The sequence below is a fragment of the Halopseudomonas sp. genome (assembly GCF_047631575.1).
Lineage (GTDB): Bacteria > Pseudomonadota > Gammaproteobacteria > Pseudomonadales > Pseudomonadaceae > Halopseudomonas.
This window is the reverse complement of record NZ_JBLIAB010000001.1, coordinates 77231-100820: the sequence shown is the minus strand read 5'-3', so window position 1 is coordinate 100820 and position 23590 is coordinate 77231. Positions and strand designations below refer to the sequence as shown.

Genomic DNA, 23590 nt, shown 5'->3' with positions numbered 1-23590 from the left:
GCGGTGAGAGCAGTAGAACATTAGATCGAATTGCTTGTCGGATACTATTAGAGGCGTAATGCACTAGTGGCTACGCGCCCACCGCAGGTGATTCGAACCGAAATGGGGCATGTAAGTATGGCGTTAAATAATAATAAGGATGGCGACCAGACTCTCGACGAGGATGTCGCGACGCTCGAAAATACGGCAAGCACGGCGGACCAGCCTGCCATCAGCCGCGCTCCTGTTACCCCGCGCACTCACAAGCGAGAGAATGCCTTCGAATTTACCAAGCAGCTCGATGCTACCCAGCTCTATTTGAATGAAATCGGTTTTTCGCCGTTGCTTACCCCCGAAGAAGAAGTCCATTTCGCGCGCCTTGCGCAAAAAGGTGATCCTGCGGGCCGCAAGCGGATGATCGAGAGTAATCTTCGGCTGGTAGTAAAAATTGCCCGACGATATGTTAACCGGGGGCTGACGCTGCTTGATCTGATCGAGGAAGGCAATCTGGGTCTGATCAGGGCAGTGGAGAAATTTGATCCTGAGCGTGGATTTCGTTTTTCGACTTACGCTACTTGGTGGATAAGGCAAGCCATCGAACGGGCCATCATGAATCAGACTCGTACCATTCGCCTGCCGATCCATGTGGTAAAGGAACTTAATGTCTATCTTCGAGCGGCGCGGGAGCTGACCCGGAAGCTTGATCATGAGCCGTCGCCGGAAGAAATATCGGAGTTGCTCGACAAGCCGGTCGAGGACGTCAAACGGATGCTCGGACTCAACGAACGGGTGGCGTCCATCGATATGTCATTCGGGCCCGACTCGGACAAGACGTTGCTCGACACCTTGACCGACGATAATGCAACAGACCCTTGCGATCTTCTGCAGGACGATGATTTGAATACCAGTATTGATCGCTGGCTCTCGGAGTTGAGTGAGAAACAGCGTGAAGTCGTTACCCGGCGCTTTGGGTTGCGTGGCCACGAGAGCAGTACGCTGGAAGAGGTAGGCCGGGAAATTGGTTTGACCCGCGAGCGTGTGCGGCAGATCCAGGTGGAAGCACTCAAGCGTTTGCGGGAGATTCTCGAGCAGCATGGACTAAGCGGAGAATCGATCTTTCAATGAATAGCTACTTGGGCTGATGCTGATCAGTTCCATCAAACCCGGGTCATGTGCTCGGGTTTTTTATTGCCGATAAAACTCATCTGCTGACAGAGCTCTATTGAATATGCTCTATGCAGTAGAGAGGGTATCGATCATTTGCCCGGTTGGGTTATAACAAGTCTGGGCGTCAACGCCCAGGATATGGAGGAATACTGATGGATCTGACCAGCCCGCTCACCCTGGCGATAATCGCTGTTGCTATCGTTACCCTGTTGTATGCAGCGTTGTTGTATAACCAGCTAGTCAGTATCAAACACGCTGTCAGCAAGGCATGGTCGAACATCGATGTGATGATGCGTCAGCGTCACGACGAGTTGCCAAAGCTGGTAGAGACCTGTCGTCGATATATGCAGCACGAGCAGCAAACGCTGGAGCAGGTGGTGCAAGCTCGTAATGCCGTGGCCCAGGCTCGGGAGCAATCTGACGTAAACGGGCTTGGCCGTGCTGAAACTGCTCTGCGGTCTGGTCTCGGTCAGTTGTTTGCACTGGCGGAAAACTATCCGGATCTTAAAGCCAGCGAATCCTTCGTGTATTTACAGACCCGTATTAGCGGTTTGGAAAGCGGTATCGCCGATCGTCGCGAGTTGTATAACGAAGCAGTGAATATCAATAATGTGCGCATCGAGCAGTTTCCTGATGTGCTGATCGCCCGGATATTCAGCTTTAGTCGGTCGGATCTGCTTCAGTTTGCCGAAGCTGATATGGCTGACGTCGATATGCGCATGTTGTTTTCATGATTGATGTGCACGGGGTACTAGTCCTTTCTATGGGCTACTACTTGCTGGTGCTGGCGATGATCACCGGTGTTACCCTTGCTTTCCTTTACCGGATGCTCACACGCCTGCGCCGGGCGCGGTGGATTGAAGATACGCCGACCTCACGGATCCGTTCGGCGGCTCAGGGTCTGGTTGAATTGCAAGGGCTGCTGGACGCGGTTGGACACACACCGTTGATCTCGCCGTTAGCAGAAATCGATTGTCTCTGGTATCGGTTTCGAGTTGAGGAATACCGCCGCAGCGGCAAGTACAGCCGGTGGCACGTGGTGGAGCAGGGCGTTTCAGAACGCCCGTTTATGCTGCGTGACAAGACCGGTACCTGTTGGATTGCACCTGAAGGCGCTGAAGTGTATCCGAGCCAGGTTCGCCGCTGGGAGGGTCATCGTCGCTGGCCTGCCGGACACGCTTTGCGTACGGGTATCCTGGCGGGTCTCATAGGCAAACGATACCGATATACCGAGGAGTGGCTGGAAGAAAACCAGCTGCTCTATGCTTTAGGCTGGTTCCAGAGCCATGGTGGTGGTCGAGACGTATCAGATCAGCAAGCTGTTGCCCGCCAGGTGATTGGCCAGTGGAAAGCGGATTATGCTGACTTGCTGGCACGTTTCGATAGTAACCAGGATGGCAAGCTGGACATGGATGAGTGGGACAAGGTGCGCCATGCCGCAGACCAGGAAGCAGGACGACAGGTATCAGCCCAAGCCTCGGCACCGGCGGTCCATGGACTGGGAAAAGCGCCCCATCGAGGTCTGCCATTTATTCTGTCCAGCCATCATCAGGACGGCTTGAGCAGCAAGCTGCGTCGGCAGTCAGGCTGGAGTCTGTTCGGGCTGATCGTCGCGGGGGTTGTGACGGGCTGGTTATGGCTCGCCTTGGCCGGCTGAAAGAGGTCCCTTCAGCTGATCTTAGAAGTTCGTTTGCGAGTATCACTGGCGGAGTAACTGGACTGCCATTTGTGGAAGGCGCTCGCCGTCAATGGCTTGCTGTAGTAATACCCCTGACCTTCGTTGCAGCCAAGTGAAACGATGTAGGCTTCCTGCGCGGCGTTCTCTACGCCCTCGGCGATCACCTGCATGTTTAGGCTGCGTCCTAGCTGGATGATGGCGCGAACGATGGTGGCGTCGTCTTCATCGTCCAGTACGTCGAGAACAAAGCTCTTGTCGATCTTGATCTTGTCCAGTGGTAGGCCGCGCAGGTAACTGAGCGACGAATATCCGGTACCAAAATCATCGATTGCGATCAGCACGCCCGCCTTTTTCAAGCTATTGAGATGACCTGCCGCCGCGGAAATATCTTCCATAAGACCGGTTTCGGTTACTTCAAGCTCGAGACTGTAGGCAGGCAAGTGATAGCGTTGCATGAGGTTGGTGACAAGTTTGGCAATGCCGCCATGGTGCAATTGCACCGTGGACAGATTGACCGCCATGCGCAGTTGCTCTAAGCCACTATCATGCCATTCACGCAGTTGACGGCAGGATTGATCCAGTACCCACTCTCCAATATCGTTGATACAACCATTCTGTTCTGCCAGCGGGATGAACAGATCCGGCGGTACCAGGCCGCGTTCAGGATGTTGCCAGCGTAACAAGGCTTCGACACCGACAACCTCGTGGGTGTGGTAACTGATCTGCGGCTGGTATACCAGATAGAACTCGTTGCGTTGAAGAGCTCCACGTAGATCCTTGTCCAGTTCGCGACGCACCCGCATCTCGCTGTCGAGGCTGGCGATATAGAACTGGTAGCGATTACGTGAGCGGGCCTTGGCCAGCATCATGGTCTGTTCGGCTTTCTGCAGTAGTTTTTCCGCATCATCGCCATCGTCGGGGAACAGGGTGATGCCGATGGTAGCGCGCAGGCTGATGCTGTGCTCGCCAAGCTGCAATGGCTGCGCCAGATCGTCGAGAATGGACTGTGCCAACTCGGCAGCTTCATAGGGCTCGTTGATACCGGTCTGGATCAGCGCGAATTGATCGCCGCCCAGGCGCGCTATGCTGCCCAGTCGACCGCTATTGGCGCGTAGTCGGTCTGCTACAGCGATCAGCAGGCTATCCCCTGAATGGTAACTGAATTGTTCATTGACCTCTTTGAAGTCGTCTAGGCCGCAGCAGAGGATGGCGACTCCCCGTTGACGACGACCCGCGTCGGCGAGGATGCGGCTGAGCTGTTCCTGGAGCATGCTGCGATTGGGCAGGCCTGTCAGGATGTCGTGTTGCGACATATGCAGCAGATTGGCTTCGGCTTCACGGCGCTGGTGTGTATTGCGTTCGATTGAGTCGAGCAGCTCGTTCGCCTTGAGAATCCAGATACCCAGCTCGTTCTTTTCCTGCCCCGGCAGCATGGGGATATGCATCCTGCCTGGCTGGTCGGGGTTGATGTCGGAAATATAGCCAATAATGCGCGCCAGCGGCCGTGTCAGCAGAATGTGGTAGATCAAAAAAAGTACCAGTGCCATCGCCAGTGCGCGCAGCATACCGGAGACTAGAATAATCAGTGACCGGTTAATGAATTCCTGTCCGTAAGGGGCTGAGTCGAGTGTAAGACGAAGATCGCCATAGTACTCGTTGTGGGGGTTTCGGCCGTTCAGCTCGATGCTGTAGCGCTGATCGGTGCCGAACAGCCAGTCGGTCAATGGCCGATAGGCGTAATCGATCAGTGGACGCTCTCGGCTGGCCAAAGCGGTTTCGTCAGGGTGACCTATCGAGGCGAAACGCACGGCGTCATGCTCGAATAAACCCTCAACTACCTGCAATGCCATTTCCCGGTCCAGGCTATAGACAGCCTGTGTTGCCGGATCACGTGACATGGCAAGAATCTGTTTGGCGGTGGAATCGATGAGGCTGCGTTCTTTTTCCAGATCATAGAGAATCTGGGCGAAACTCAATACCAGGCCGACCAGCAACGCCCACAGAAGTACGAGGCGCAAAAGCTTTATCGAAAGGCTGTGTCGACGCTCCAGTTTCAACTAATGTATTCCAGACTTGATGGTTGAACGATAAACACAATGGCTAATAGAGCGCTGAAAGTACTTATAACCGTCTATTGCAGCCCTTTTCAAGAGCCAGTATCGCTATTGAGAATAGGTGCGTCAAAGGGTCGGCGCCATTTTTTGGTAGCAGAAACACCCCGCAGAATGCGGGGTGTGAGGATGCAGCGGCAATTAATTTAAGACGCGAAATTTTTTGCTACGAAGTCCCAATTGACCAGCTTCCAGAATGCTTCTACGTACTTCGGACGCGCGTTGCGATAATCGATGTAGTAGGCATGCTCCCAGACGTCACATGTCAGCAGTGGCTTGTCACCTGAGGTGATAGGATTGCCGGCACCGATGGTGCTCGCCAGACCCAGAGAGCCGTCAGCTTTTTTTACCAACCAAGCCCAACCGGAACCGAAGGTGCCGATTGCGGTGTTGGTAAACTCTTCCTTGAACTTTTCAACGGAGCCGAAAGACTTGTTGATGGCCTCGGCCAGTTCGCCGGTAGGTTCGCCGCCGCCCTTGGGGCTCAAGCATTCCCAATAAAAGGTATGGTTCCATACCTGGGCAGCGTTGTTAAATACACCGCCACTGGATGTCTTGATGATCTCTTCCAGATCCTTTCCAGCAAAGTCGGTGCCCTTGACCAGATCATTCAGCTTGCCGACGTAGGTATTGTGGTGTTTGCCGTAGTGAAATTCGAGCGTTTCAGCAGAAATGTGCGGCTCAAGCGCGGTTTTCTCATAGGGCAGTGCTGGTAATTCAAAAGCCATGATTTATCTCCATTTACAGGTATCAAGGTACGGAAAAAGAAGTCCCTAGAATACGAATCCAGTGTCTTGCTGGCAGGCTGACGGATCGTAGCAAGCCTGATGACGTCTCTTGTACTCGGACGTTGCCCGTCTGTTAACAGTACGGATAATTTACTATAGCATCTGAAAACCGTGGCATCCACGCACCGTCCGTGTGGGTATCGCCTATTGAACCCTCTATTCAGGGGCTGGCAAGACCCCAGGCAACACCCAGCATCATGATTGCGACTACGCCGTCGATGATCCGCCAAGTGGTAGGCCTGGCGAGCCAGGGGGCGAGCCGGGAACCTGCCAGGGCCAGACTGAAGAACCAGAGCACCGAAGCGCTGACAGCTCCGATGGCAAATATGGGAGGAAACTCCTGTTGCGCACCGATGGCACCAATTAATACGACCGTATCGATATAGACGTGGGGATTGAGCAAAGTCACAGCAAGGGTAGTCAACAGGACCGACCTGCGAGAGCGTGCTGGTTGTGTCGATGCTTGTAATACGTGGGGCGTAATTGCCCGTCGCAAGGCGAGGCAGGCGTACCCGACCAGGAAAGCGACACCGCCCCAGCGCGCCACTTGCATGCCAAGCGGCGAATCTTCGAGGAGCACTGCCAGGCCAAAGATGCCTCCGACAATCAGGACCGCGTCACACGCCATGCATACCAGCGCGGCACTGAAGTGGTGCTCACGTTTGAGGCTTTGGCCCAGTATGAATGCGTTCTGGGCGCCAATGGCAATGATCAGCCCCGCGCTAATAAACAGTCCGTTCAGATAACCTTCAATAAATAGCATGGGCGCGCTCCAAAAATGAAAATGCATTGTGGAGCGCCGCTTGATATAAGAAAAACAAGTATTACTAATCTTATATAAGGAAGACTAATGCTAGATTATAAATTGCTTATGGCGCTTGCGGCCGTCGTGGAGCAAGGGGGTTTTGATCGGGCGGCAATGATATTGGGCTTATCACAGTCAGCAGTGTCCCAGCGGGTGAAACTCCTCGAAAGCCGAGTTGGCGCCCCCGTTCTGTTGCGCAATTCGCCACCCACTGCTACCCCGGCCGGTCAGCGGTTGCTCAATCACGCGCAACAGGTCAGGTTGCTGGAGCGCGACCTCCAGCAGGATCTGCCGATGGTCGGAGGGGACAATGGACCAACACGATTACGTATAGCACTCAACGCAGACAGCCTCGCCACCTGGTGGGCCCCAGCTGTGACTGCATTTTGCACGCAGGAGGACGTGCTGATGGACCTCCTGACTGAAGACCAGGACGTAGTTTTGCGGCGCATGCGCTCCGGTGATGTAGCCGGTTGCGTATGCGCTGTTGCGGAACCGGTTGCCGGTGCTCGCGCGCTGCTGCTGGGCAGTATGCGTTACGTGGCGGTAGCGAGTCCGCATCTGCTGGTGGATGCGGCTAACCGGAACAGAGGAGGTCGTATGCCTTGGGAGCATCTGCCTGCGGTGGTTTTTGGCCCGGACGACCAACTGCAGCATCGCTTTTTGCGTGATTGCGGTTACTCCGGAGAGTTCCGCCACCATTTATGCCCCTCATCGGAAGGGTTTGTCCGCATGCTGTCTGCCGGGATGGGTTGGGGCATGGTGCCGGAGCTGCAGATCCGGCCTCAATTGCGTAGCGGCGAACTGAGGGAAATCGTCCCGGGCCAATCCGTGGACGTGCCGCTTTATTGGCACTACTGGCGCCACGGTGGGCGGTTGCTCGAGGCATTGACGGGGTGCCTTGCCCGTGAGGGATCGTTATTGCTGACTGATGGTCATTGCACCTGACCCGGGCAGCCTTTCAACGCATTGGGCACCCATCAGCCTGGACGGTGTGAAATAGCCTGGGGCGTTTTCCGCCTCCAGCACATGTTTGACCGCCATCAATACCCCGTGAACTGTGACGTCGTAGCCATTGGCCGTTTCGATCCGCGCTGTCACTTTCTTGCCTGCCCGGTTTTGCGCTTCGCCCCACACGTACGTCCGCGCTTTTTCACGTTGCTCGCTGTCGGGACCTTTGACACGTTTGCCGGCGATACGCTTGAGCAAGGCTTGCACCGGCGCTAGGGCCAGCAGCGGACGGATAGCATCCAGCTTGCGCAGTCGCGCGGCTGCGCTCGGCGCCATGGGGATGAATACCGCTATGTTGTCTATACCGGTGGTATACCAGGCTGTAGCGATGTCACCCCAGGGAATGGTGACGGCAAACTTGCTACCATTGCCGAAATCAATATCTCGGCTCTGAAAGGCCAGCGGGACGGTGCGAATCTTGTCTTTTTCGCGTACTTTGCCGCCCATCTTCAAGCTTTCTACCGAGGTCTTTGCGGTGCCGGGAGAGAATCCACTGCGGCTATCGAAACCCAGAGCCAAATGATCCGCATCCGGCAGTTCGGACTTAAGAGTCGCGGCTATGCAATCAGTAGGAATGACGTCAAAGCCAACGCCTGGACAGATGACGATATTGGCAGCGACAGCATCATGGTGACGCTTTTGCGCCGCAACAAATACGTCTATCTCTCCAGTAATATCCAGATAGTGGCAATGGGTGACCATACAGGCATTGATCATCGGTTGGCTGGTGGCTGAGAAGGGCCCGGCGCAATGCGCTACAGCGCGGATACCCTCCAGCCCGTCACGGGTGGCTGCTTCGTCACGTAGATCGAAAATCCGATGTTCAAAACCCAGTTCGCTTGCGAGGGCCGCGATCGCCTCACGATTACGTCCGGCGAGTATCGGCGTAAGTCCCTGGGCTTTTGCCTCGTGCGCTATCAGCTGTCCGGTGTAACCGTTTGCGCCATAAATCATCCATTGCTGCATAGTCAATTCCTGTATGAGTATCCGTTATCCGGAGCGGAGCCTTAAAGCTAAGGGTAACGGCTGGCGAAGCCTGGCGCCAGTAGCTCGACCGCACGTGTATGATGGACTGACAATAACAAAACGAAGGATTGCTCGATGCGCATTCTGATCACAGGGGCCAGCGGTTTTATCGGTGGCCGGTTTGCTGCTCATGCGCTGGCTCAGGGGCATACGGTTCGCTGCTGCGGTCGCAAGGCCGATGCCATGCGATGGCTCAGCGATAGAGGTGCCGAATGTCTGAGTGGCGATTTGTTGGATATCGACTTCGCGCACAGTGCCAGCAAGAGCTGCGAAGCAATCGTGCACTGTGCTGGCGCGGTGGGCACCTGGGGTAGCTACCAGCATTTTTACAATGCGAATGTTCAGGTGACTGAAAACGTGCTTGCAGCGGCAAAGTCGGCGGGGACCCGCCGCGTCGTACACCTGTCTTCACCTTCGATTTACTTTGATGGCAAAAGCCACCGTGATGTCACAGAAGACTTCCTTCCCTCACGATTCTTCGACCACTACGGCGCGACCAAGTACCTCGCTGATCAAAAGGTGTTTGCAGCTGGCCGGAGCGGACTGGAGGTCATCGCCCTGCGGCCAAGGTTTGTCATTGGAGCCGGAGATACATCCATTTTTCCGCGGTTGTTGCGTGCTCATCAGAGTGGACGTTTGCGCATCATAGGCACTGGTACTAATCGAGTTGACCTGACACCGATCGAGAATCTCAACCTGGCCATGCAGTTTGCCTTGCTGGCGCCTGATTCTGCTCTTGGGCAGGCCTATAATATTAGCAATGGTGCGCCGGTTGCCTTCTGGCCGCAATTTAACCGGCTGCTGGCGCGTTTGGCGCTGCCGCAGCTGGACAGGCACATAGCCTACCCAGTGGCGTATGGAATGGCAGCGCTGGCAGAGCTAAAGGCGCGCTTCACTGCAGGCCGGCCCGAACCGGCGATGCTTCGCTTGGGTATGGCCGTGATGGCGCGCGATTTCAATCTGGATATCAGCGCAGCACGTCGTGAACTTGGGTATCAGCCAGAAGTATCGGTAGAACAGGGCATTGAGCATTTTGCAACGTGGTGGCAGGCAGGCATGCCTTCAGTAGCGGACTACTTGCCCGCGGTAGATCCGCACGGCTGAAGGTCCTTTTGGTACATGCGCCTGCGCTGACTCAGGAGGCACAGATACTTGCATGTGCCTTTGTCTTGCGGCAATGGCGCCCTGTCCAAACGCCACCTCTAGCGGGCGCTCAGGCTCTTCTGCCACCATGCCTGAAAGTCGTTGGCCCAGTTCGCGCAGATCTTCCTGAGTGCTGGTCGCGCTGAGTCTTATCATCTCGGTTGCTGCCCCCTCTTGGCTAAGGCGGACGGTTATACCCAGCTCTTGTTTCAAGCGACGCCGCAGTATGGTCATGCATTCGAGCGTCGATCGGTTGAATTGCGCTTCAGTAAGCATGCTGCCCCCTTGCATGATGATTCCGGCCAATACCGGAATTCTGGCCAAGCAGGCATGAAACAAGCAGAATATGTACCAATATGACGAGGGACCGAAATCATCGGGCCTGCAACGCCGATAGTGCTCTCTAATTCAGTCAAGGGCGTTCAATACGCATCTTTGTGGAGCAGGTCGCACCGCTCTGGCGCAGGGTTATCAGGTTGCTTTCAAGATATTTCCATAAGAGGCTAAGAGATGAAAGGACGTAATCCGGACGACAATCTGACGGGCAGCGGACTGTCGGGTATCCGGGCAACTGACGAGCCTGACTCCCTGTCGACGCGCGATGCCGGTCATGAGGGCTTGCGGGGACGCGATAGCGGTATTCATACCCCGATGCGCCTGGAAGCCCGCGAATCGGGCAACGGCGCATTGTGGGCGCTATGTGGCGCACTGACGCTGGCATTGGTGGGTTTCGGCTACTGGAGCCATCAGCAACAGTCCCGCCTGCAGCAGCAGTTGATTGCCACGCAAAACAGTTTCGCGCGCATCAGTGAAGAGGCAGCAGGGCGAATTCAGGATATAACCGGGAAGGTAAGCGCCACTGAATCTACGCTGTCGGTAGCGGAAGCCGCGCGACAGTCGCGACTCGATGCCATTCAGGTACAGCTGGAAGAACTGGATAAACGGCTTACGCTTCAAAATAATGCAATCAGCGCAGCCAGCTCGGCCAGAGAAGATTTTAGCGTCCAGCTGGCGGCGCAGCAGGCTGATCAGCAGACCCTGACGACGCAAACCCTTGAGATCGCCGAGCTGGTTACAGCCCAAGCGGGCAGGATTACAGCCGCGGAGGCAGCGGCCACCGACAATACAGCGCGACTTCAGGGTCTGGTAGGTGATTTGGCCAATCTGAACAAGAGGGTGGCACAAATGGGCGAACTGGAAGAGCGACTGGCTGCACAGAATCAGACAATCGCCGGACTGACCCGTGAGGTCACAGCGTTGGCGCAAGCGGGGGGCGGGGTCAACCTCGAGCAGGAACTTCTGATATTAAGGACCGAGATGGAGGAACGTCAGAACTACGCTGAGGAAACGTTACGATCAATTGATGCTTTTCGTGCGCAGGTCAATCGCACCATAGTCACGCTGAAGTCGCAGATCGCCAACCTGCAGCAGCAGCTTGCAGGGTCCTGATGAACTTCCTCGCGCATCTGTTTCTCGGCCCGCAGGATCCACAGCAGGCGCTGGGCAGTGTGTTGGGTGATTTTGTTCGCGGGCCGGTGGCAAAGCTCGAACTACCTCAAGGCGTACGCGAAGGCATCTGGTTGCACCGACGTATAGACAGCTTTACCGACGCCCATCCGCTGATAACCGTGAGCAAGACCCGAGTCTCTCCCGAACGCCGTCGTTATGCTGGCATCATGATTGACATGTTTTATGATCATCTGTTGGCGCGGCACTGGGAGTTGTTTGCCGATCAGTCCATTGAAGAATTTACTCGCGGCATGTACGCCTTGTTGCTTAAGCAGCGTGACGTGATACCGGCCAACGCTTGGCCGGTAATAAGCCGCATGGCCGAGCATGATTGGTTAACCAGCTACGCACGCCTGCCTAATCTGCACCAGGCACTGGATAATATTGCCCTGCGTTTGCGTCGCAGTAATCCCTTGCCTGGCTCCGCTGGCGAGCTGGAACGGGACTACGCCGGATTTGAAGCGGATTTTCTCGCATTCATGCCGCAGGTAATGGCGTTTTCACGTTCGCAGGACCTGACGCTTGCGGGTCTCCGCGCAGAGCCCTCATTGGTAACGCCCAGCGTCTGAACGACTGCGCTGCGGACTTCCCGCGCCAATTGATTGCGGCTGAGATTTTGACAGTGCACAAGCGGTAGAAAATGTATTTCAACGTCGATAGGCGGGCTGCCGAGCAGCCGCAGCAGATGGCTGGAAAATTCGTCGTCATTGACGAAAGGGGCTATCACGTCCCTCTTTCCCCCTTGCCGGTATGCCAGAGCGACCGGCTGCACCGGTGCTGAGGTTTCAATTGCGCAGCCAAGCAGTCGGCCATGGAAAGGTCTGATGTGGTCGCCTTCAGTGGTGGTACCTTCGGCGAAAATAACCACATTGTCGCCTTGCTGTAATGCGTTGCAGAGTTGTTCGTGCAGGGACTGGCCGGTTGCCTGACCACGCTGAATGAACAGTGTCCCGGCGGCGTTAGCGAGCCACCCCACAATGGGCCACTGGCGAACCTCAGCCTTCGACAGAAAGTGGACCGGCGCCTGGGCACCAATAACGACAATATCCAGCCAGGAGATATGGTTGCTGACCAACAGGCTGGTTTGCTCGGTGGGCTTGCCGTGGCAGTGAATGCGTAGGGGAAGAATGGCAATCAGTCCGCGCATCCAAAAGCGTGTCAGTCGAGGTCGGTAGTGACGAGTTTTTTCGGCAGCCAGCCCTGTGCCAATAGCTACTGCTGCGGTCATAACAGCGCCGACTCCGAGCCAGAGAATAATCAACGGGGTGCGCCACAGTCGCCGGCAAGTCGGTATCGCAGTACTCATCATTATCTCCCCTCCGGCGCAACAGCTTTGAAGTGACGTGCATAACGAGGGCAAAGTTGTTCCCGACGCAGAAGGATGAATACATCGGCTACATTGAACTGCGGATCCCAGCAAGGCTCGCCGCAGATCTTTGCGCCCAGGCGCATGTAGGCCTTTAATAGGGGCGGCAATTGAGCTGTGACATTGGCTGGCAAGTCCATTTGCGGTAATGGCAGGCGGGGTATTGCGTTGAGCCATTCACGACATAGGTAGCGCCCGCGCAGCCGCTGCATGACTGCCTGCGCCTGAACGCCGCCGTCTGCCATGCTGACACTGGCGCAGCCCATCAAATAGTCGTAATGGCGTTCGTTCATCAGTTGTGCCAGACCCGCCCAAAGCACCGAAATAGTCGCTCCATTGCGGTAATGCGCATGCACGCAGGTCCGGCCGATTTCTAGAATGCGGCCACGTAATTGCGGCAGGCCGACCAGTTGAAATTCGCCTTCACTATAGAATCCACCCGCTTCCGTCGCTCCCTGACTGTCAAGCAGGCGTGTTGTGGCAACCACTTCACCACTGCGCAGGTCACGCACAATCAGATGTTCACAATGCAGATCGAATATGTCCTGGTCCAGGCCTGTTCCGGCGTTTTCCAGTTTCGCTCCGCACTCTTCACTGAATACACTGTAGCGAAGGGTCTGCGCGGCCTGCAGCGTTGTGGCGTCTTGCACCATCTCAACGCTAAGGTGATTTGGGGTTGGGGTTGCTTCGGTGGCGTACGCGGTATTGGACATCAGGCACCTCCATCGGGTCAGGCTCTGGTTGTTTCCAGATCGAGACTATGGCGACGGAGTGTCAGAGGTGTTACGGCCAGGTGGCGATTACGTGACAGCCTTTATCTAGAAGATGAAGCTTCAGCACGGTCGCCCTTTCGTCTGGCCTGCTATGATTGATGCATTCTCGGACTGGATCAGCTAGATGCAATGCGGTCCTGACCTGCGGGATCAGGATGATTACCGAATTCCATGATTTGAGGCGGGATATGACAGTATCGATCTATCCCTGGCGGGCGAACAACGGGTTTGAGTTGACGGTAGATGGCGAAAATTTCTTCCCAAAGGTATTGGATGCAATAGCCCAGGCGCAGACCAGTATCGATATCGAGATGTACCTGGTTGAAACGGGGCAGGCTACCGCCATCCTTATTCAAGCGCTCTCAGCGGCCGTAGGCCGTGGGGTCAGGGTGCGCTGTCTGTTGGATGATATCGGTTCGCGGGAGTTTGTCGCCCAGGAGCGAGAGCAGCTGCGCGATGGGGGTATTGAGCTGCGTATCTATAATCCACTGCGGTTGATGCGTGGCCTGTGGAATTTTCACCGGGACCATCGCAAGATCCTGATCTTCGATAATCATCTGGCAATGACCGGTGGATTTGGGCTGTCGGATGAATTCTGCTTGCCCGACGAACACGGCCAGACCCTGTGGCACGATCAGATGCTTGCTGTGACCGGCCTGGCTGTCGTCGACTGGCTGGCGCTATTCGAGCATCAATGGAAACAGACGGATGGCCCCCGTCCAGGCCGACCTTTACCGAGTCTGCGCCGCATCAGACCACCCCCTGCGCCCGATGGTAAGCACGGCTGGGCGCGGGTGACGCATATGGATTCCCGCTACAGCAATGATATTTTGCATGGGCTGCTTGTTCAGATCCGCGCAGCGGAGAAACACGTATGGCTGGCGACGCCGTATTTTCTTCCTGCCTGGCGGATACGACGTGCATTGCAAGGGGCTGCGCGCCGCGGCGTTGACGTGCGGCTACTGCTCTGCGGTCAGATCATGGATCATCCGCCAGTGCGATATGCCGGTCAGCGTTATTACAGCCGACTACTGAAGGCAGGTATTCGGATTTTTGAATATCAACCGCGCTTTCTTCATCTTAAATCTGCTCTGGTTGATGACTGGACCTCTCTGGGGTCATGCAACTTCGACCACTGGTCTCTGCACTGGAATCTTGAGGCTAACCAGCATGGGATCGACGTGGGCCTGGCCGATAGCGTCAGAGAGACATTCGAGAAGGATTTCTCTGCCAGTCACGAATGGACCCTGGAGGCCTGGAGGCGCCTGCCGCGCTGGCACAGACTGAAAATTCGTATGTGGGGTCAGATCAATCGCTGGGTCACTATGTGGTTTCACATCAAGCGTTGAACGGCGGTACTCCGAAGAGCCTTTCAGCTCTGTCGGGGCATCGGTCGTCAAAACTCTCAGGCAAAAACCGGTTTGCGCTTTTGCATAAAGGCGGTCAAAGCTTCCTTTGCCTCAGGTCCCTTGAGGAGCTGACCAAAGTATTCGCCCTCACGATCCATGACTTCCTCGGTGGTCAGGCTGAGACCCTGCTTCAATAACGCTTTGCTTAGTCGGACGGAATTTGGTGGTAATTCAGCGATCCGCAAAGCGGCAGTGCGTGCGGCTTGATGCACCGCAGCGCCTTTGGGTAAGGCATGATTGGCCAGGCCAATGTCGGCGGCACGTTGCCCGCTAATGGTTTCACCCAATAAGAGTAATTCGGCAGCGCGCAGGTGTCCCAACAAACGCGGCAGCAGGAAGCTCGATCCTGCCTCCGGGCACAGACCCAGGTTGACGAAAGGCATTCTCAACTTCGCATCCTCGGCAACGTACACCAGGTCGCAATGCAACAGCATCGTGGTACCCACCCCGACCGCGGGACCGTTGACGGCGGCGATCAGGGGTTTTTCCGCATGACAGATAGCCTTGAGAAACTCATACACTGGACTGTTGGGTCCGGAGGGTGGCACATCGATGAAATCAGCAACGTCGTTACCGCTGGTAAAACAGTTTTCGTCGCCCTGAATAATAACCGCGCGCAGGCTGTCATCGGATTGCGCTGCATTAATTGCTTTAGCCATGGCGCTGTACATGTCACGCGTCAGGGCATTTTTCTTGTCTGGTCGATGCATGCTCAATGTCAGTACGGCTTCACTTCGGTCGATCAGCAGGTGTTCACTCATTACAGGCTCCGGCACATTGGATCAGTCGGGACGTGTTATGCCCGACGGCTGAGAAAAGCTTCATCGATTATCTGGCGGCCTGGAAGACCCGCCATGTATAACGGCTTGCGCAGTTGCTCGACAAACGTTGGTGGCCCGCAGACTAGCGCCAGTGTAGAGCGGGAGGCAAGACGCAGTTGTGTCAAATCTGCCGCCAGTTCGGTCCTCGGTTGCAGGCGCAGAGTAAGCTGCGGATGACTGGCAGCTAGTTCCTGCAGTGGTTGCTGCAAATAGCAGACTGGTTCGTCATGCCAGTGGCGTAATTCGATCGGCGCTTGATGGCCGGATTCGAGTGCGTGCCTGGCAATGGCCTGTAGCGGCGCGAGCCCGGTCCCGGCTGCCAACAGAAGCAGAGGCTTATCCTGCCAATCGGGGTCATAGTGCATGTGGCCGCCGGCAGCGCCAAGATACACAATATGGCCCGCCGCGAGCCGCTGGATTCTGTCGGAGAAGGCGCCATTCTGGTGGAGCCGCAGGTGAAAGGTCAGCAGGGGGTCGCCCGGTTGGCTGGCGATCGAGTAGGGGCGGGCCAATTCGGAATCCAGCCATAACACTACATGCTGGCCAGGCTGAAAGCGCATAGGACGCTCTGGCTTGAGGCATAACACCAGGATCTGATCGGTCACGGGGTGTAATTCAACTATTCTGGCGGCGATGCCATCTACTGCTGGGTCATGCAGTTTCAGCTGCATATCCTGCTGGACCGGGCATTGACAGGCGAGAAGCCAGCCAGCTTGGCGTTGATCGGAACTCAGCCCTACCTCCGCCTGAGGCGGCGGCTGCCCTGACAATGCCTGCACGATGCAGGTTTGACAGTGTCCTGCCCGGCACGACCAGGGGATCTTTTGCCCGGCAGCAAGCAGGGCATCAAGCATATTTTCACCGGCTGCGGTGTGTATCTTTACCGCGCCTACCTGTAGTTCAGGCATAAGCCCCTTCGAATACTTCGCAACGATTGCGGCCGGTTTCCTTGGCTCGGTACAGCGCCTCGTCAGCCTGCTTCAGACGGTCTTCCAGGTTTTCGTCAAAACCGACCAGATTCAGACCCGCTGACGGCGTGCAGTGTAGTTTTTCGCCTGTCGTACTATTGATGCCGCTCTTGATCATGCCAAAGATAATTGCCTGCAGGGTGACTCCGAGCATCACGTGGCTTGCAGATATGACGCCGCTGGCGTTGTACTGCCCAACCATGCAAGCTGCACCAATTACCACGTAGGTAATGGCGTAGTTCAGTTGCGCTAATAAGTAGATACGCTGCAAACGTAAAGCCTGGAATTTGGCAACAGTACTGTCCATATTTCTTACGCCGTCCCTGTTTAAGGATCCTTGTGTAATGGCACATTGTAGTCAACCATACTCTATTCCTGACTTGTGTATTTGAAAAGACTGGAGGCTCTTTGCAAGAAGCAGTTGCTGAAGATTACGCCTGTGCGCTGGCTCGGGTATAATTTCCCACCCGATTAGCCACGGTAGTTACGGATAGCCATAATAGCGAGGTTATCCGTGGACGACATTGAACCAGGCAGCGCAGTTCAGGGTGTTTATCATCCTGGCGTATTGCCATTCGCCTAGCAGAGGAGCCAGCCCAGCATGGCCGCAATCAAGCAGAATGACCTGATCCAGAGCGTAGCTGATGCATTGCAGTACATCTCCTATTATCACCCGGTAGATTTTATTCAGGCCGTGCATGAGGCTTACTTGCGCGAGGAATCTCCGGCAGCCCGCGATGCGATGGCGCAGATTTTGATCAATTCGCGCATGTGCGCTACCGGCCATCGCCCCATTTGTCAGGACACAGGCATCGTGACGGTGTTCGTCAAGGTCGGTATGAACGTGCGTTGGGACGATGCCACCATGGGTCTGGATGACATGATCAACCAGGGCGTGCGTCAGGCCTATAATTTGCCTGAGAACGTTCTGCGCGCGTCGATCCTGGCTGATCCAGCCGGCAAGCGGACCAATACCAAGGACAATACCCCTGCGGTCATTCACTACCAGGTGGTTCCCGGCGACAGCGTGGAGTTCCATGTGGCAGCCAAGGGTGGTGGGTCTGAGAACAAGTCGAAGATGGTTATGCTCAATCCGTCGGATTCGATCGTTGACTGGGTAGTGAAAACCGTTCCGACCATGGGTGCGGGCTGGTGTCCGCCGGGCATGCTGGGTATCGGTATTGGTGGTACTGCGGAGAAGGCGGCAGTGTTGGCCAAGGAATCCCTGATGGATTCGATCGACATCCATGAGCTGCGCAAACGCGGTCCGCAGAATCGGGTCGAGGAGCTGCGTCTGGAGATCATGGACAAGGTCAATGCGCTGGGTATCGGTGCTCAGGGTTTGGGTGGTTTGACCACGGTGCTGGATATCAAGATCATGGATTACCCGACCCATGCGGCTAGTCTGCCGGTGTGCATGATTCCTAACTGCGCGGCGACCCGCCATGCGCATTTTGTGCTCGATGGCAGCGGCCCTGCTGTGTTGGCGCCGCCACCGATGGATGCTTACCCGGACATTACCTGGGAGGTGGGCAGCGGCGTGCGCCGGGTCAATCTGGATACGCTGACGCCGGCAGACGTGCTCGACTGGAAGACCGGTGAGACGGTTCTGTTGTCGGGCAAGATGCTGACGGGCCGTGATGCGGCGCACAAGCGTATGGTCGAGATGCTGAACAAAGGTGAGGAGTTGCCGGTCGATTTGAAGGGGCGCTTCATTTACTACGTGGGTCCGGTGGACCCGGTTCGTGACGAGGTGGTGGGTCCGGCGGGTCCGACTACGGCTACCCGTATGGACAAGTTTACTCGCCAGATTCTGGATCAGACTGGGTTGCTGGGCATGATCGGTAAGTCCGAGCGCGGTCCGATTGCGATCGAGGCGATCAAGGATTACAAGGCGGTCTATCTGATGGCCGTTGGCGGTGCAGCCTATCTGGTGGCTCAGGCGATCAAGAAGGCGGAGGTGCTGGCGTTTCCGGAAATGGGTATGGAGGCAATTTACGAGTTTGATGTGAAAGATATGCCGGTGACCGTGGCAGTCGATACCAACGGTGAGTCGGTGCATATTACCGGGCCGGCCATTTGGCAGAAGAAGATTGCGGACAGCCTGGCCGTCGAGATCTGATTTAGCGGTCTGGTTGTGCATATGGCCCCGGCTCCTGATTAGAGTCGGGGCTTTTTTGTGGGCGTTGTTTCAGAGTGTGCCAGACTGTGCGCTTAACTGGCATCGGCATTAAGATGGTCTGTTTTAAACTAACGACTCACCTACCTTGAGTAACTTCATGGAGTTGGTGCCGCCTCGGGAGTTGTAGGCGTCGCCTTTGGTTAGGATGACCCAGTCGCCGTGTTGCACATGGCCGAGTTCCAACAGTCGGCTCACGGCCCGTTGATTGACGTCAGTAGACGGCATATCGGCGGGGTTGAAGGTGATGCCTTGGACGCCTCGCAGTAGAGCAACGCGGCCAAGCGTGTCAGTGTTGGGCGAAAGTGCAAATATGGGCAGGTGCGAGCGTATGCGCGACATTATCAGGGGGGCATAACCGCTTTCGGTCAGCGTGATGACGGCAGTGACCCCTGGAAAGTGGTTGCCCGCGTACATGGCAGCCAATGCGATGGTCTCGTCGCAGCGCTCGAACTGCTGACCCATACGGTGGCCGGAGTGCTGGCTGGTAGGGTGCTTTTCGGCGCCGCGACAGACCCTGTCCATTGCCTGTACGGCTTCGACGGGGTAGGAGCCAGCGGCGGTTTCCGCTGAGAGCATGACCGCGTCGGTGTAATCGAGTGCGGCGTTGGCGACGTCCGATACTTCGGCCCGTGTCGGCATTGGGCTGTTGATCATCGATTCCATCATCTGGGTGGCAGTGATGACAGCTTTGTTTTTCTTGCGCGCGTGGCTGATGATCAGTTTCTGTATGCCAACCAGTTCTGCATCGCCAATCTCCACGCCCAGGTCGCCGCGGGCGACCATGACTGCGTCGCTGGCGTCGATCAGGCCGTCCAGCGCTGCTTCGTCAGCGACGGCCTCGGCGCGTTCAATTTTGGCGATCAGCCAGGCCTGGGATTCGGAGTCCTTGAGCAGCTTACGGGCGAGATTCATGTCGGCCGCATCGCGGGGGAAGGAGACGGCTACGTACTCCATGCCCAGCTCTGCTGCGATAGTGATATCCACACGATCTTTTTCAGTCAGGGCAGCTGCCGAGAGTCCACCGCCGCGTCGATTGATGCCCTTGTGATTGGATAATGGGCCGCCGATCGTGACGGTACAGCGCACTTCGTCTTTGCCGACGCTGTCGACGCGTAAAACCACGCGGCCGTCATCCAGGAGCAACTCGTCGCCGGCGCGGCAATCCTTGATCAGATCCGGATAGTCGATGCCGACCACGTCAGTGTTGCCGTCATCGAGCGAGTGACTGGTGGAGAGGCGGAAGTGGTCGCCCTGTTCGAGCATGATTTTGCCGTCGGTGAACCGCGCTATACGAATTTTCGGACCTTGCAGGTCGCCGAGAAGGGCGACATGAACGTCCTTTTCCTTGGCGATTTCACGCACCAATCGAGCCCTTGCGCGGTATTCGTCAGCGGTGCCGTGGGAAAAGTTCATACGGGCTACATTCATGCCGGCATCGATCAATGCGGCTATGCACTCGCGGCTGCTGCTGGCAGGTCCCAGTGTGGCGACGATTTTGGTGCGGCGCAGGGTCATGGTCTATCCCTATAAAAAGCGATGGTCTATGGTTTCTATTGGGTCACTACAATAGAACATATGCGCGTACCATGACAGGCTGACGTGGCGGCTCAGAGGCGCTACGAGGGTTTATCCAGGGGGAGATGCCATGCACCCGGGTGTGCTTGAAGTAACCGAACGATTGCGTCAGCGTAGCCACGCCACTCGCCAGGCCTACTTGCGCCAGATGGCCGAGGCCGCAGCATTACCGCGCGGCCGTCGCAAGCTGTCCTGCGGCAATCTTGCGCATGGTATGGCGGCCTGTGGTCCGACCGACAAGGATCGCTTGCGCATGATGGACGAGGTCAATGTGGCGATGGTCACAGCCTACAATGACATGCTCTCGGCCCATCAGCCCTATGAAGTGTTCCCTGAACAGATCCGTCTGGCATTGCGTGCCTATGGCGCGACCGGGCAGGTAGCGGGCGGGGTGCCGGCCATGTGCGATGGTGTTACCCAGGGCGAGCCGGGTATGGAGCTGTCGTTGGCCAGCCGGGACGTTATCGCCATGGGCACGGCGATTGCGCTGTCGCACAACATGTTCGATGCGGCGCTATGTCTGGGGGTCTGTGACAAGATTGTGCCAGGATTGTTGATGGGCGCATTACGTTTTGGGCATCTGCCCGTACTGTTCGTGCCGGCTGGTCCAATGACCACGGGCATCCCGAACGCCGAAAAAGCGGCGGTCAGACAACGCTTCGCCGAGGGGGCGGCCAGTCGCGAAGAGCTTCTGGATGTCGAAAGTGGCTCCTATCATGGGCCAGGCACCTGTACGTTCTATGGCACGGCCAATACCAATCAGATTCTGCTTGAGGCCATGGGATTGCAATTACCGGGCGCTTCATTCGTGCATCCGGGTACACCACTGCGTGACTCTTTGACCGTGTTCGCCGCAGAGCGGGCCGCCTTGCTGGCCAGGGAAGGGCAGGGAAGTCTCGCATCGATTCTGGACGAGAAATCGCTGATTAATGCCTTGGTGCTGTTGCTGGCGACGGGTGGCTCGACCAATCTGACTTTACATCTTGTGGCGATCGGTCAGTGCGCCGGTCTGCAGCTTCGCTGGGAAGACATGTCCGCCTTGTCCGAGTTAGTGCCCACTCTGGCGCGCATCTATCCCAACGGCAAAGCGGATATCAATCAGTTTCAGGCAGCAGGCGGTACGGCATTCCTCTTCTCTCAGCTCCTGGATGCGGGGCTCCTCCACGAGGATGTTGAAACAGTTGTCGGCCATGGCCTGTCGCGTTACACCCGCGAACCGTTGCTAGAGCACGGCAAGCTCATTTGGCGAGCCGGCCCGATGACCAGTCTGGATACGGAGATATTACGTGGCTGGCGCCAACCTTTCTCTGCCGATGGCGGGCTGCGATTGCTCGACGGCGGACTGGGTCGTAGCGTGATCAAAGTGTCTGCGGTGGCCAGTGAACATCGCAAGGTCAGCGCTCCCTGCCGCATATTTCATACTCAAGAGGCGTTGGTGGATGCGTTTCAGGCGGGTGAGCTGGAGCGTGATCTGGTGGCGGTGGTGCGTTTTCAGGGGCCGGCGGCAAACGGAATGCCGGAGCTGCACAAGCTGACACCGTACCTGGGCTTGCTACAGGATCGCGGTTTCAAAGTAGCACTGGTGACCGATGGTCGCATGTCGGGGGCGTCCGGCAAGGTGCCGGCAGCGATACATGTGTGCCCTGAAGCCGCCGCCGGAGGGCCCCTGGCCCGGTTGCGCGATGGCGATATGGTCAGCCTGGATGCGGATCTGGGTCGGCTGGAAGTGGCGGTTGCGCCGAGCGTCTGGTTGGCTCGCGAGCCGGTAGTGCACGCGGAGCCGGTGCGACGTGGCTGGGGACGTGAGCTATTTGCCTTCATGCGTGGTGCGGCCAGTTCGGCTGAGCAGGGTGGCAGTTGCTTTACGGTCAGCTTGCAGGAATCCGATGGCGTATCCGGCCAGTGAACATGCAAGAGCTCGCCGCTGAAAGGGGGCTGCCGGTCCTGGCCGTCGATAATCCCCAGATCCTGGCGCTCCGGCAGGCGGAGTTTGTCGGGGAGCAATTGCGCAAGGCCATAGGGGAGCGCGGCAGCGCATATATAGCGTTATCCGGTGGGCGTAGCCCCGAAGCGTTTTTACGCTGCCTGGATGAACAGGCGCTGGACTGGAGCCGGGTCGCTATTACCCTGGTCGACGAGCGCTGGGTTGTCGAAGCCGACATCGGCAGCAACGCAGGACTGATACAGAGGTGCTTACCCAAGGCCCTTGCAAGCGCAAACTGGCTACCATTATTTCGTGGCGATACGCCGCAGAGTGATGCTCAGATCGCTTCGCTGGCGCTTGCAGCATGGCTGCCACTGGACATAGTGGTGCTGGGCATGGGTACTGATGGCCATTGCGCTTCGATGTTCAGCGGGCAGGACGGTCTGGAAGAACTCTTGAATACCCAGAGTCCAATTCTCTGCGCGTCGGTTCGTGCACCAGACGGAGTATGGCGTATGACACTGACCGGCGCTGCTTTGCGCACAGGGCGCTTGCAAGTCCTGGCGATATCTGGAAAAGATAAATATCTGACGCTGTGCGAAGCGTTCTCCGCGAGCACTACGCTGATGCCGGTGGCGGCCTTTTTGGCGCCGCCGTTGCACTTATTTTACAGCCCTGGAGGCTGACAGAAATCCTATGAGCCTGGCTGAAAAAACACGTGTGCTGGACAGATTATTTGCCCGCTCTTGCTTGCTGCCGGTGATCAGTATTGATGATCTGAGTGACGTACTGCCACTGGCGGATGCCCTTGCCGACGGGGGTATCGAGACGATCGAGATTACTTTGCGCACTGCGCTGGGTGTGCCGGCGATCGAACTGCTGAGCCGGGAGCGACCCACGCTATGCGTGGGTGCAGGCACCGTGCTGAATAAAGAGCAATTTCAAGCGGTGCAGGATGCGGGTGCGCAGTTTGTGGTTACCCCTGGATGTACCGATACCTTGCTGCAGTGTGGTCTGAATAGTGCTATACCCCTGTTGCCAGGGGTTGCTACCGCATCAGACGTGCTCTCGGGGTATCAACTGGGTTACCGCAGATTCAAGCTATTTCCAGCACAGGCCTGTGGCGGTGTATCGCTGCTCAAGGCCTTTTCCGGTCCCTTTGCTGATGTTCGATTTTGTCCCACTGGCGGTATTACCTTGGAAAGCGCGGGAGACTATCTGGCGCTGCCTAATGTCATGTGCGTGGGCGGCACTTGGATGGCGCCCCCTGCGCTGATCCGCGCCCGCGACTGGGTCGCGATTCGCCGTCTCAGTCAGGAGTCAGTATCGTTGATGTGACCGCGTGGCGATCAAAC

Annotated in this window: 22 protein-coding genes and 1 pseudogene; 12 read left to right on the top strand and 11 right to left on the bottom strand. The window is 56.6% G+C overall.

Features of this window, described 5'->3' with window-relative positions:
* Positions 1–117 precede the first annotated feature (117 nt).
* From rpoS to ACJAXR_RS00470, 3 genes are all read left to right on the top strand, one after another.
* The gene (rpoS, locus tag ACJAXR_RS00480) at positions 118–1104 is read left to right on the top strand and encodes an RNA polymerase sigma factor RpoS (protein ID WP_415056292.1); all 987 of its coding nucleotides are present in this window, start codon (positions 118–120) and stop codon (positions 1102–1104) included.
* Positions 1105–1298: 194 nt separating this feature from the next.
* Positions 1299–1880: a LemA family protein gene (locus ACJAXR_RS00475; protein WP_415056291.1), complete on the top strand. Its 582-nt coding sequence runs from the start codon at positions 1299–1301 to the stop codon at positions 1878–1880.
* A complete protein-coding gene (locus ACJAXR_RS00470; protein ID WP_415056290.1) occupies positions 1877–2803 on the top strand; it encodes a GIDE domain-containing protein in 927 nt (308 codons plus the stop codon). Before ACJAXR_RS00475 ends, ACJAXR_RS00470 begins: the two co-directional genes overlap by 4 nt.
* An 11-nt stretch (positions 2804–2814) precedes the next feature.
* On the opposite strand, the gene ACJAXR_RS00465 is transcribed toward ACJAXR_RS00470, so the two are convergent.
* The 3 genes from ACJAXR_RS00465 to ACJAXR_RS00455 all read right to left on the bottom strand — a co-directional run bounded on the left by ACJAXR_RS00465 (position 2815) and on the right by ACJAXR_RS00455 (position 6486).
* Positions 2815–4881, bottom strand: a complete 2067-nt coding sequence (locus tag ACJAXR_RS00465) for a putative bifunctional diguanylate cyclase/phosphodiesterase (protein ID WP_415056289.1) — start codon at positions 4879–4881, stop codon at positions 2815–2817.
* A gap of 200 nt (positions 4882–5081) precedes the next feature.
* A complete protein-coding gene (sodB, locus tag ACJAXR_RS00460) occupies positions 5082–5663 on the bottom strand; it encodes a superoxide dismutase [Fe] (protein WP_415056288.1) in 582 nt (193 codons plus the stop codon).
* Between the two features lie 220 nt (positions 5664–5883).
* On the bottom strand, positions 5884–6486 hold the full coding sequence (locus ACJAXR_RS00455; protein WP_415056287.1) for a LysE/ArgO family amino acid transporter: 603 nt from the start codon (positions 6484–6486) through the stop codon (positions 5884–5886).
* Between the two features lie 87 nt (positions 6487–6573).
* Between ACJAXR_RS00455 and ACJAXR_RS00450 the strand changes: the two genes are divergently transcribed.
* Positions 6574–7476, top strand: a complete 903-nt coding sequence (locus ACJAXR_RS00450) for a LysR family transcriptional regulator ArgP (protein ID WP_415056286.1) — start codon at positions 6574–6576, stop codon at positions 7474–7476.
* On the opposite strand, the gene ACJAXR_RS00445 is transcribed toward ACJAXR_RS00450, so the two are convergent.
* On the bottom strand, positions 7447–8505 hold the full coding sequence (locus ACJAXR_RS00445; RefSeq protein ID WP_415056285.1) for a saccharopine dehydrogenase family protein: 1059 nt from the start codon (positions 8503–8505) through the stop codon (positions 7447–7449). The two genes, ACJAXR_RS00450 and ACJAXR_RS00445, sit on opposite strands and share 30 nt — an antisense overlap.
* Positions 8506–8640: 135 nt before the next feature.
* Here ACJAXR_RS00445 and ACJAXR_RS00440 point away from each other — a divergent pair, with 135 nt between their 5' ends.
* Positions 8641–9669, top strand: a complete 1029-nt coding sequence (locus ACJAXR_RS00440; RefSeq protein WP_415056284.1) for an NAD-dependent epimerase/dehydratase family protein — start codon at positions 8641–8643, stop codon at positions 9667–9669.
* Here ACJAXR_RS00440 and ACJAXR_RS00435 read toward each other — a convergent pair.
* Positions 9628–9999: a hypothetical protein gene (locus tag ACJAXR_RS00435; RefSeq protein ID WP_415056283.1), complete on the bottom strand. Its 372-nt coding sequence runs from the start codon at positions 9997–9999 to the stop codon at positions 9628–9630. The two genes, ACJAXR_RS00440 and ACJAXR_RS00435, sit on opposite strands and share 42 nt — an antisense overlap.
* Positions 10000–10218: 219 nt before the next feature.
* On the opposite strand from ACJAXR_RS00435, the gene ACJAXR_RS00430 reads away from it, so the two are divergent.
* A complete protein-coding gene (locus tag ACJAXR_RS00430; protein WP_415056282.1) occupies positions 10219–11157 on the top strand; it encodes an ATPase in 939 nt (312 codons plus the stop codon).
* A pseudogene (locus tag ACJAXR_RS00425) lies at positions 11157–11651 on the top strand (ACP phosphodiesterase); the annotation flags it as partial. The gene ACJAXR_RS00430 and the pseudogene ACJAXR_RS00425, both read left to right, overlap by 1 nt.
* 11 nt (positions 11652–11662) lie before the next feature.
* Here ACJAXR_RS00425 and ACJAXR_RS00420 read toward each other — a convergent pair.
* Both ACJAXR_RS00420 and ACJAXR_RS00415 read right to left on the bottom strand, forming a co-directional pair.
* Entirely contained in the window at positions 11663–12523 is an 861-nt protein-coding gene (locus ACJAXR_RS00420; RefSeq protein ID WP_415056281.1) for a lysophospholipid acyltransferase family protein, read from the bottom strand.
* Positions 12524–12525: 2 nt separating this feature from the next.
* Entirely contained in the window at positions 12526–13296 is a 771-nt protein-coding gene (locus tag ACJAXR_RS00415) for a GNAT family N-acetyltransferase (protein WP_415056280.1), read from the bottom strand.
* A 248-nt stretch (positions 13297–13544) separates the two neighbouring features.
* Between ACJAXR_RS00415 and ACJAXR_RS00410 the strand changes: the two genes are divergently transcribed.
* Complete coding sequence (locus ACJAXR_RS00410) at positions 13545–14705, top strand: phospholipase D-like domain-containing protein (protein ID WP_415056279.1); 1161 nt, start codon at positions 13545–13547, stop codon at positions 14703–14705.
* A 56-nt stretch (positions 14706–14761) separates the two neighbouring features.
* Here ACJAXR_RS00410 and ACJAXR_RS00405 read toward each other — a convergent pair whose 3' ends face one another.
* The 3 genes from ACJAXR_RS00405 to ACJAXR_RS00395 are packed head-to-tail and all read right to left on the bottom strand — an operon-like array spanning position 14762 to position 16861.
* Positions 14762–15526 (bottom strand): enoyl-CoA hydratase, encoded by a 765-nt coding sequence (locus tag ACJAXR_RS00405; RefSeq protein WP_415056278.1) that lies wholly within the window; start codon positions 15524–15526, stop codon positions 14762–14764.
* 35 nt (positions 15527–15561) lie between these two features.
* Positions 15562–16494 carry an iron-sulfur-binding ferredoxin reductase gene (locus ACJAXR_RS00400; RefSeq protein WP_415056277.1) on the bottom strand — a complete coding sequence of 311 codons (933 nt, stop codon included), beginning with the start codon at positions 16492–16494 and terminating at the stop codon, positions 15562–15564.
* A complete protein-coding gene (locus ACJAXR_RS00395) occupies positions 16487–16861 on the bottom strand; it encodes a hypothetical protein (protein ID WP_415056276.1) in 375 nt (124 codons plus the stop codon). Before ACJAXR_RS00395 ends, ACJAXR_RS00400 begins: the two co-directional genes overlap by 8 nt.
* A gap of 294 nt (positions 16862–17155) precedes the next feature.
* On the opposite strand from ACJAXR_RS00395, the gene ACJAXR_RS00390 reads away from it, so the two are divergent.
* Positions 17156–18676, top strand: a complete 1521-nt coding sequence (locus tag ACJAXR_RS00390; protein ID WP_415056275.1) for a fumarate hydratase — start codon at positions 17156–17158, stop codon at positions 18674–18676.
* Between the two features lie 123 nt (positions 18677–18799).
* Here ACJAXR_RS00390 and pyk read toward each other — a convergent pair whose 3' ends face one another.
* The gene (gene pyk / locus ACJAXR_RS00385) at positions 18800–20251 is read right to left on the bottom strand and encodes a pyruvate kinase (protein ID WP_415056274.1); all 1452 of its coding nucleotides are present in this window, start codon (positions 20249–20251) and stop codon (positions 18800–18802) included.
* A 130-nt stretch (positions 20252–20381) separates the two neighbouring features.
* Here pyk and edd point away from each other — a divergent pair, with 130 nt between their 5' ends.
* The 3 genes from edd to ACJAXR_RS00370 are packed head-to-tail and all read left to right on the top strand — an operon-like array spanning position 20382 to position 23573.
* Complete coding sequence (edd, locus tag ACJAXR_RS00380; RefSeq protein ID WP_415056273.1) at positions 20382–22217, top strand: phosphogluconate dehydratase; 1836 nt, start codon at positions 20382–20384, stop codon at positions 22215–22217.
* Between the two features lie 2 nt (positions 22218–22219).
* Positions 22220–22921 carry a 6-phosphogluconolactonase gene (gene pgl / locus ACJAXR_RS00375; protein ID WP_415056272.1) on the top strand — a complete coding sequence of 234 codons (702 nt, stop codon included), beginning with the start codon at positions 22220–22222 and terminating at the stop codon, positions 22919–22921.
* A 10-nt stretch (positions 22922–22931) separates the two neighbouring features.
* The gene (locus tag ACJAXR_RS00370; protein WP_415056271.1) at positions 22932–23573 is read left to right on the top strand and encodes a bifunctional 4-hydroxy-2-oxoglutarate aldolase/2-dehydro-3-deoxy-phosphogluconate aldolase; all 642 of its coding nucleotides are present in this window, start codon (positions 22932–22934) and stop codon (positions 23571–23573) included.
* Positions 23574–23590 lie beyond the last annotated feature (17 nt).

Excerpts from the sequence above, each read along its gene's own strand:
- ACJAXR_RS00440 (WP_415056284.1), top strand. The coding sequence starts at position 8,641 with ATGCGCATTCTGATCACAGGGGCCAGCGGTTTTATCGGTGGCCGGTTT.
- ACJAXR_RS00415 (WP_415056280.1), bottom strand. The coding sequence starts at position 13,296 with ATGTCCAATACCGCGTACGCCACCGAAGCAACCCCAACCCCAAATCAC.
- ACJAXR_RS00395 (WP_415056276.1), bottom strand. The coding sequence starts at position 16,861 with ATGGACAGTACTGTTGCCAAATTCCAGGCTTTACGTTTGCAGCGTATC.
- ACJAXR_RS00400 (WP_415056277.1), bottom strand. The coding sequence starts at position 16,494 with ATGCCTGAACTACAGGTAGGCGCGGTAAAGATACACACCGCAGCCGGT.
- ACJAXR_RS00435 (WP_415056283.1), bottom strand. The coding sequence starts at position 9,999 with ATGCAAGGGGGCAGCATGCTTACTGAAGCGCAATTCAACCGATCGACG.
- rpoS (WP_415056292.1), top strand. The coding sequence starts at position 118 with ATGGCGTTAAATAATAATAAGGATGGCGACCAGACTCTCGACGAGGAT.
- pgl (WP_415056272.1), top strand. The coding sequence starts at position 22,220 with ATGCAAGAGCTCGCCGCTGAAAGGGGGCTGCCGGTCCTGGCCGTCGAT.
- ACJAXR_RS00470 (WP_415056290.1), top strand. The coding sequence starts at position 1,877 with ATGATTGATGTGCACGGGGTACTAGTCCTTTCTATGGGCTACTACTTG.
- ACJAXR_RS00420 (WP_415056281.1), bottom strand. The coding sequence starts at position 12,523 with ATGAGTACTGCGATACCGACTTGCCGGCGACTGTGGCGCACCCCGTTG.
- ACJAXR_RS00410 (WP_415056279.1), top strand. The coding sequence starts at position 13,545 with ATGACAGTATCGATCTATCCCTGGCGGGCGAACAACGGGTTTGAGTTG.
- edd (WP_415056273.1), top strand. The coding sequence starts at position 20,382 with ATGCACCCGGGTGTGCTTGAAGTAACCGAACGATTGCGTCAGCGTAGC.
- pyk (WP_415056274.1), bottom strand. The coding sequence starts at position 20,251 with ATGACCCTGCGCCGCACCAAAATCGTCGCCACACTGGGACCTGCCAGC.
- ACJAXR_RS00455 (WP_415056287.1), bottom strand. The coding sequence starts at position 6,486 with ATGCTATTTATTGAAGGTTATCTGAACGGACTGTTTATTAGCGCGGGG.
- ACJAXR_RS00390 (WP_415056275.1), top strand. The coding sequence starts at position 17,156 with ATGGCCGCAATCAAGCAGAATGACCTGATCCAGAGCGTAGCTGATGCA.
- ACJAXR_RS00445 (WP_415056285.1), bottom strand. The coding sequence starts at position 8,505 with ATGCAGCAATGGATGATTTATGGCGCAAACGGTTACACCGGACAGCTG.
- sodB (WP_415056288.1), bottom strand. The coding sequence starts at position 5,663 with ATGGCTTTTGAATTACCAGCACTGCCCTATGAGAAAACCGCGCTTGAG.
- ACJAXR_RS00405 (WP_415056278.1), bottom strand. The coding sequence starts at position 15,526 with ATGAGTGAACACCTGCTGATCGACCGAAGTGAAGCCGTACTGACATTG.
- ACJAXR_RS00370 (WP_415056271.1), top strand. The coding sequence starts at position 22,932 with ATGAGCCTGGCTGAAAAAACACGTGTGCTGGACAGATTATTTGCCCGC.
- ACJAXR_RS00475 (WP_415056291.1), top strand. The coding sequence starts at position 1,299 with ATGGATCTGACCAGCCCGCTCACCCTGGCGATAATCGCTGTTGCTATC.
- ACJAXR_RS00430 (WP_415056282.1), top strand. The coding sequence starts at position 10,219 with ATGAAAGGACGTAATCCGGACGACAATCTGACGGGCAGCGGACTGTCG.
- ACJAXR_RS00450 (WP_415056286.1), top strand. The coding sequence starts at position 6,574 with ATGCTAGATTATAAATTGCTTATGGCGCTTGCGGCCGTCGTGGAGCAA.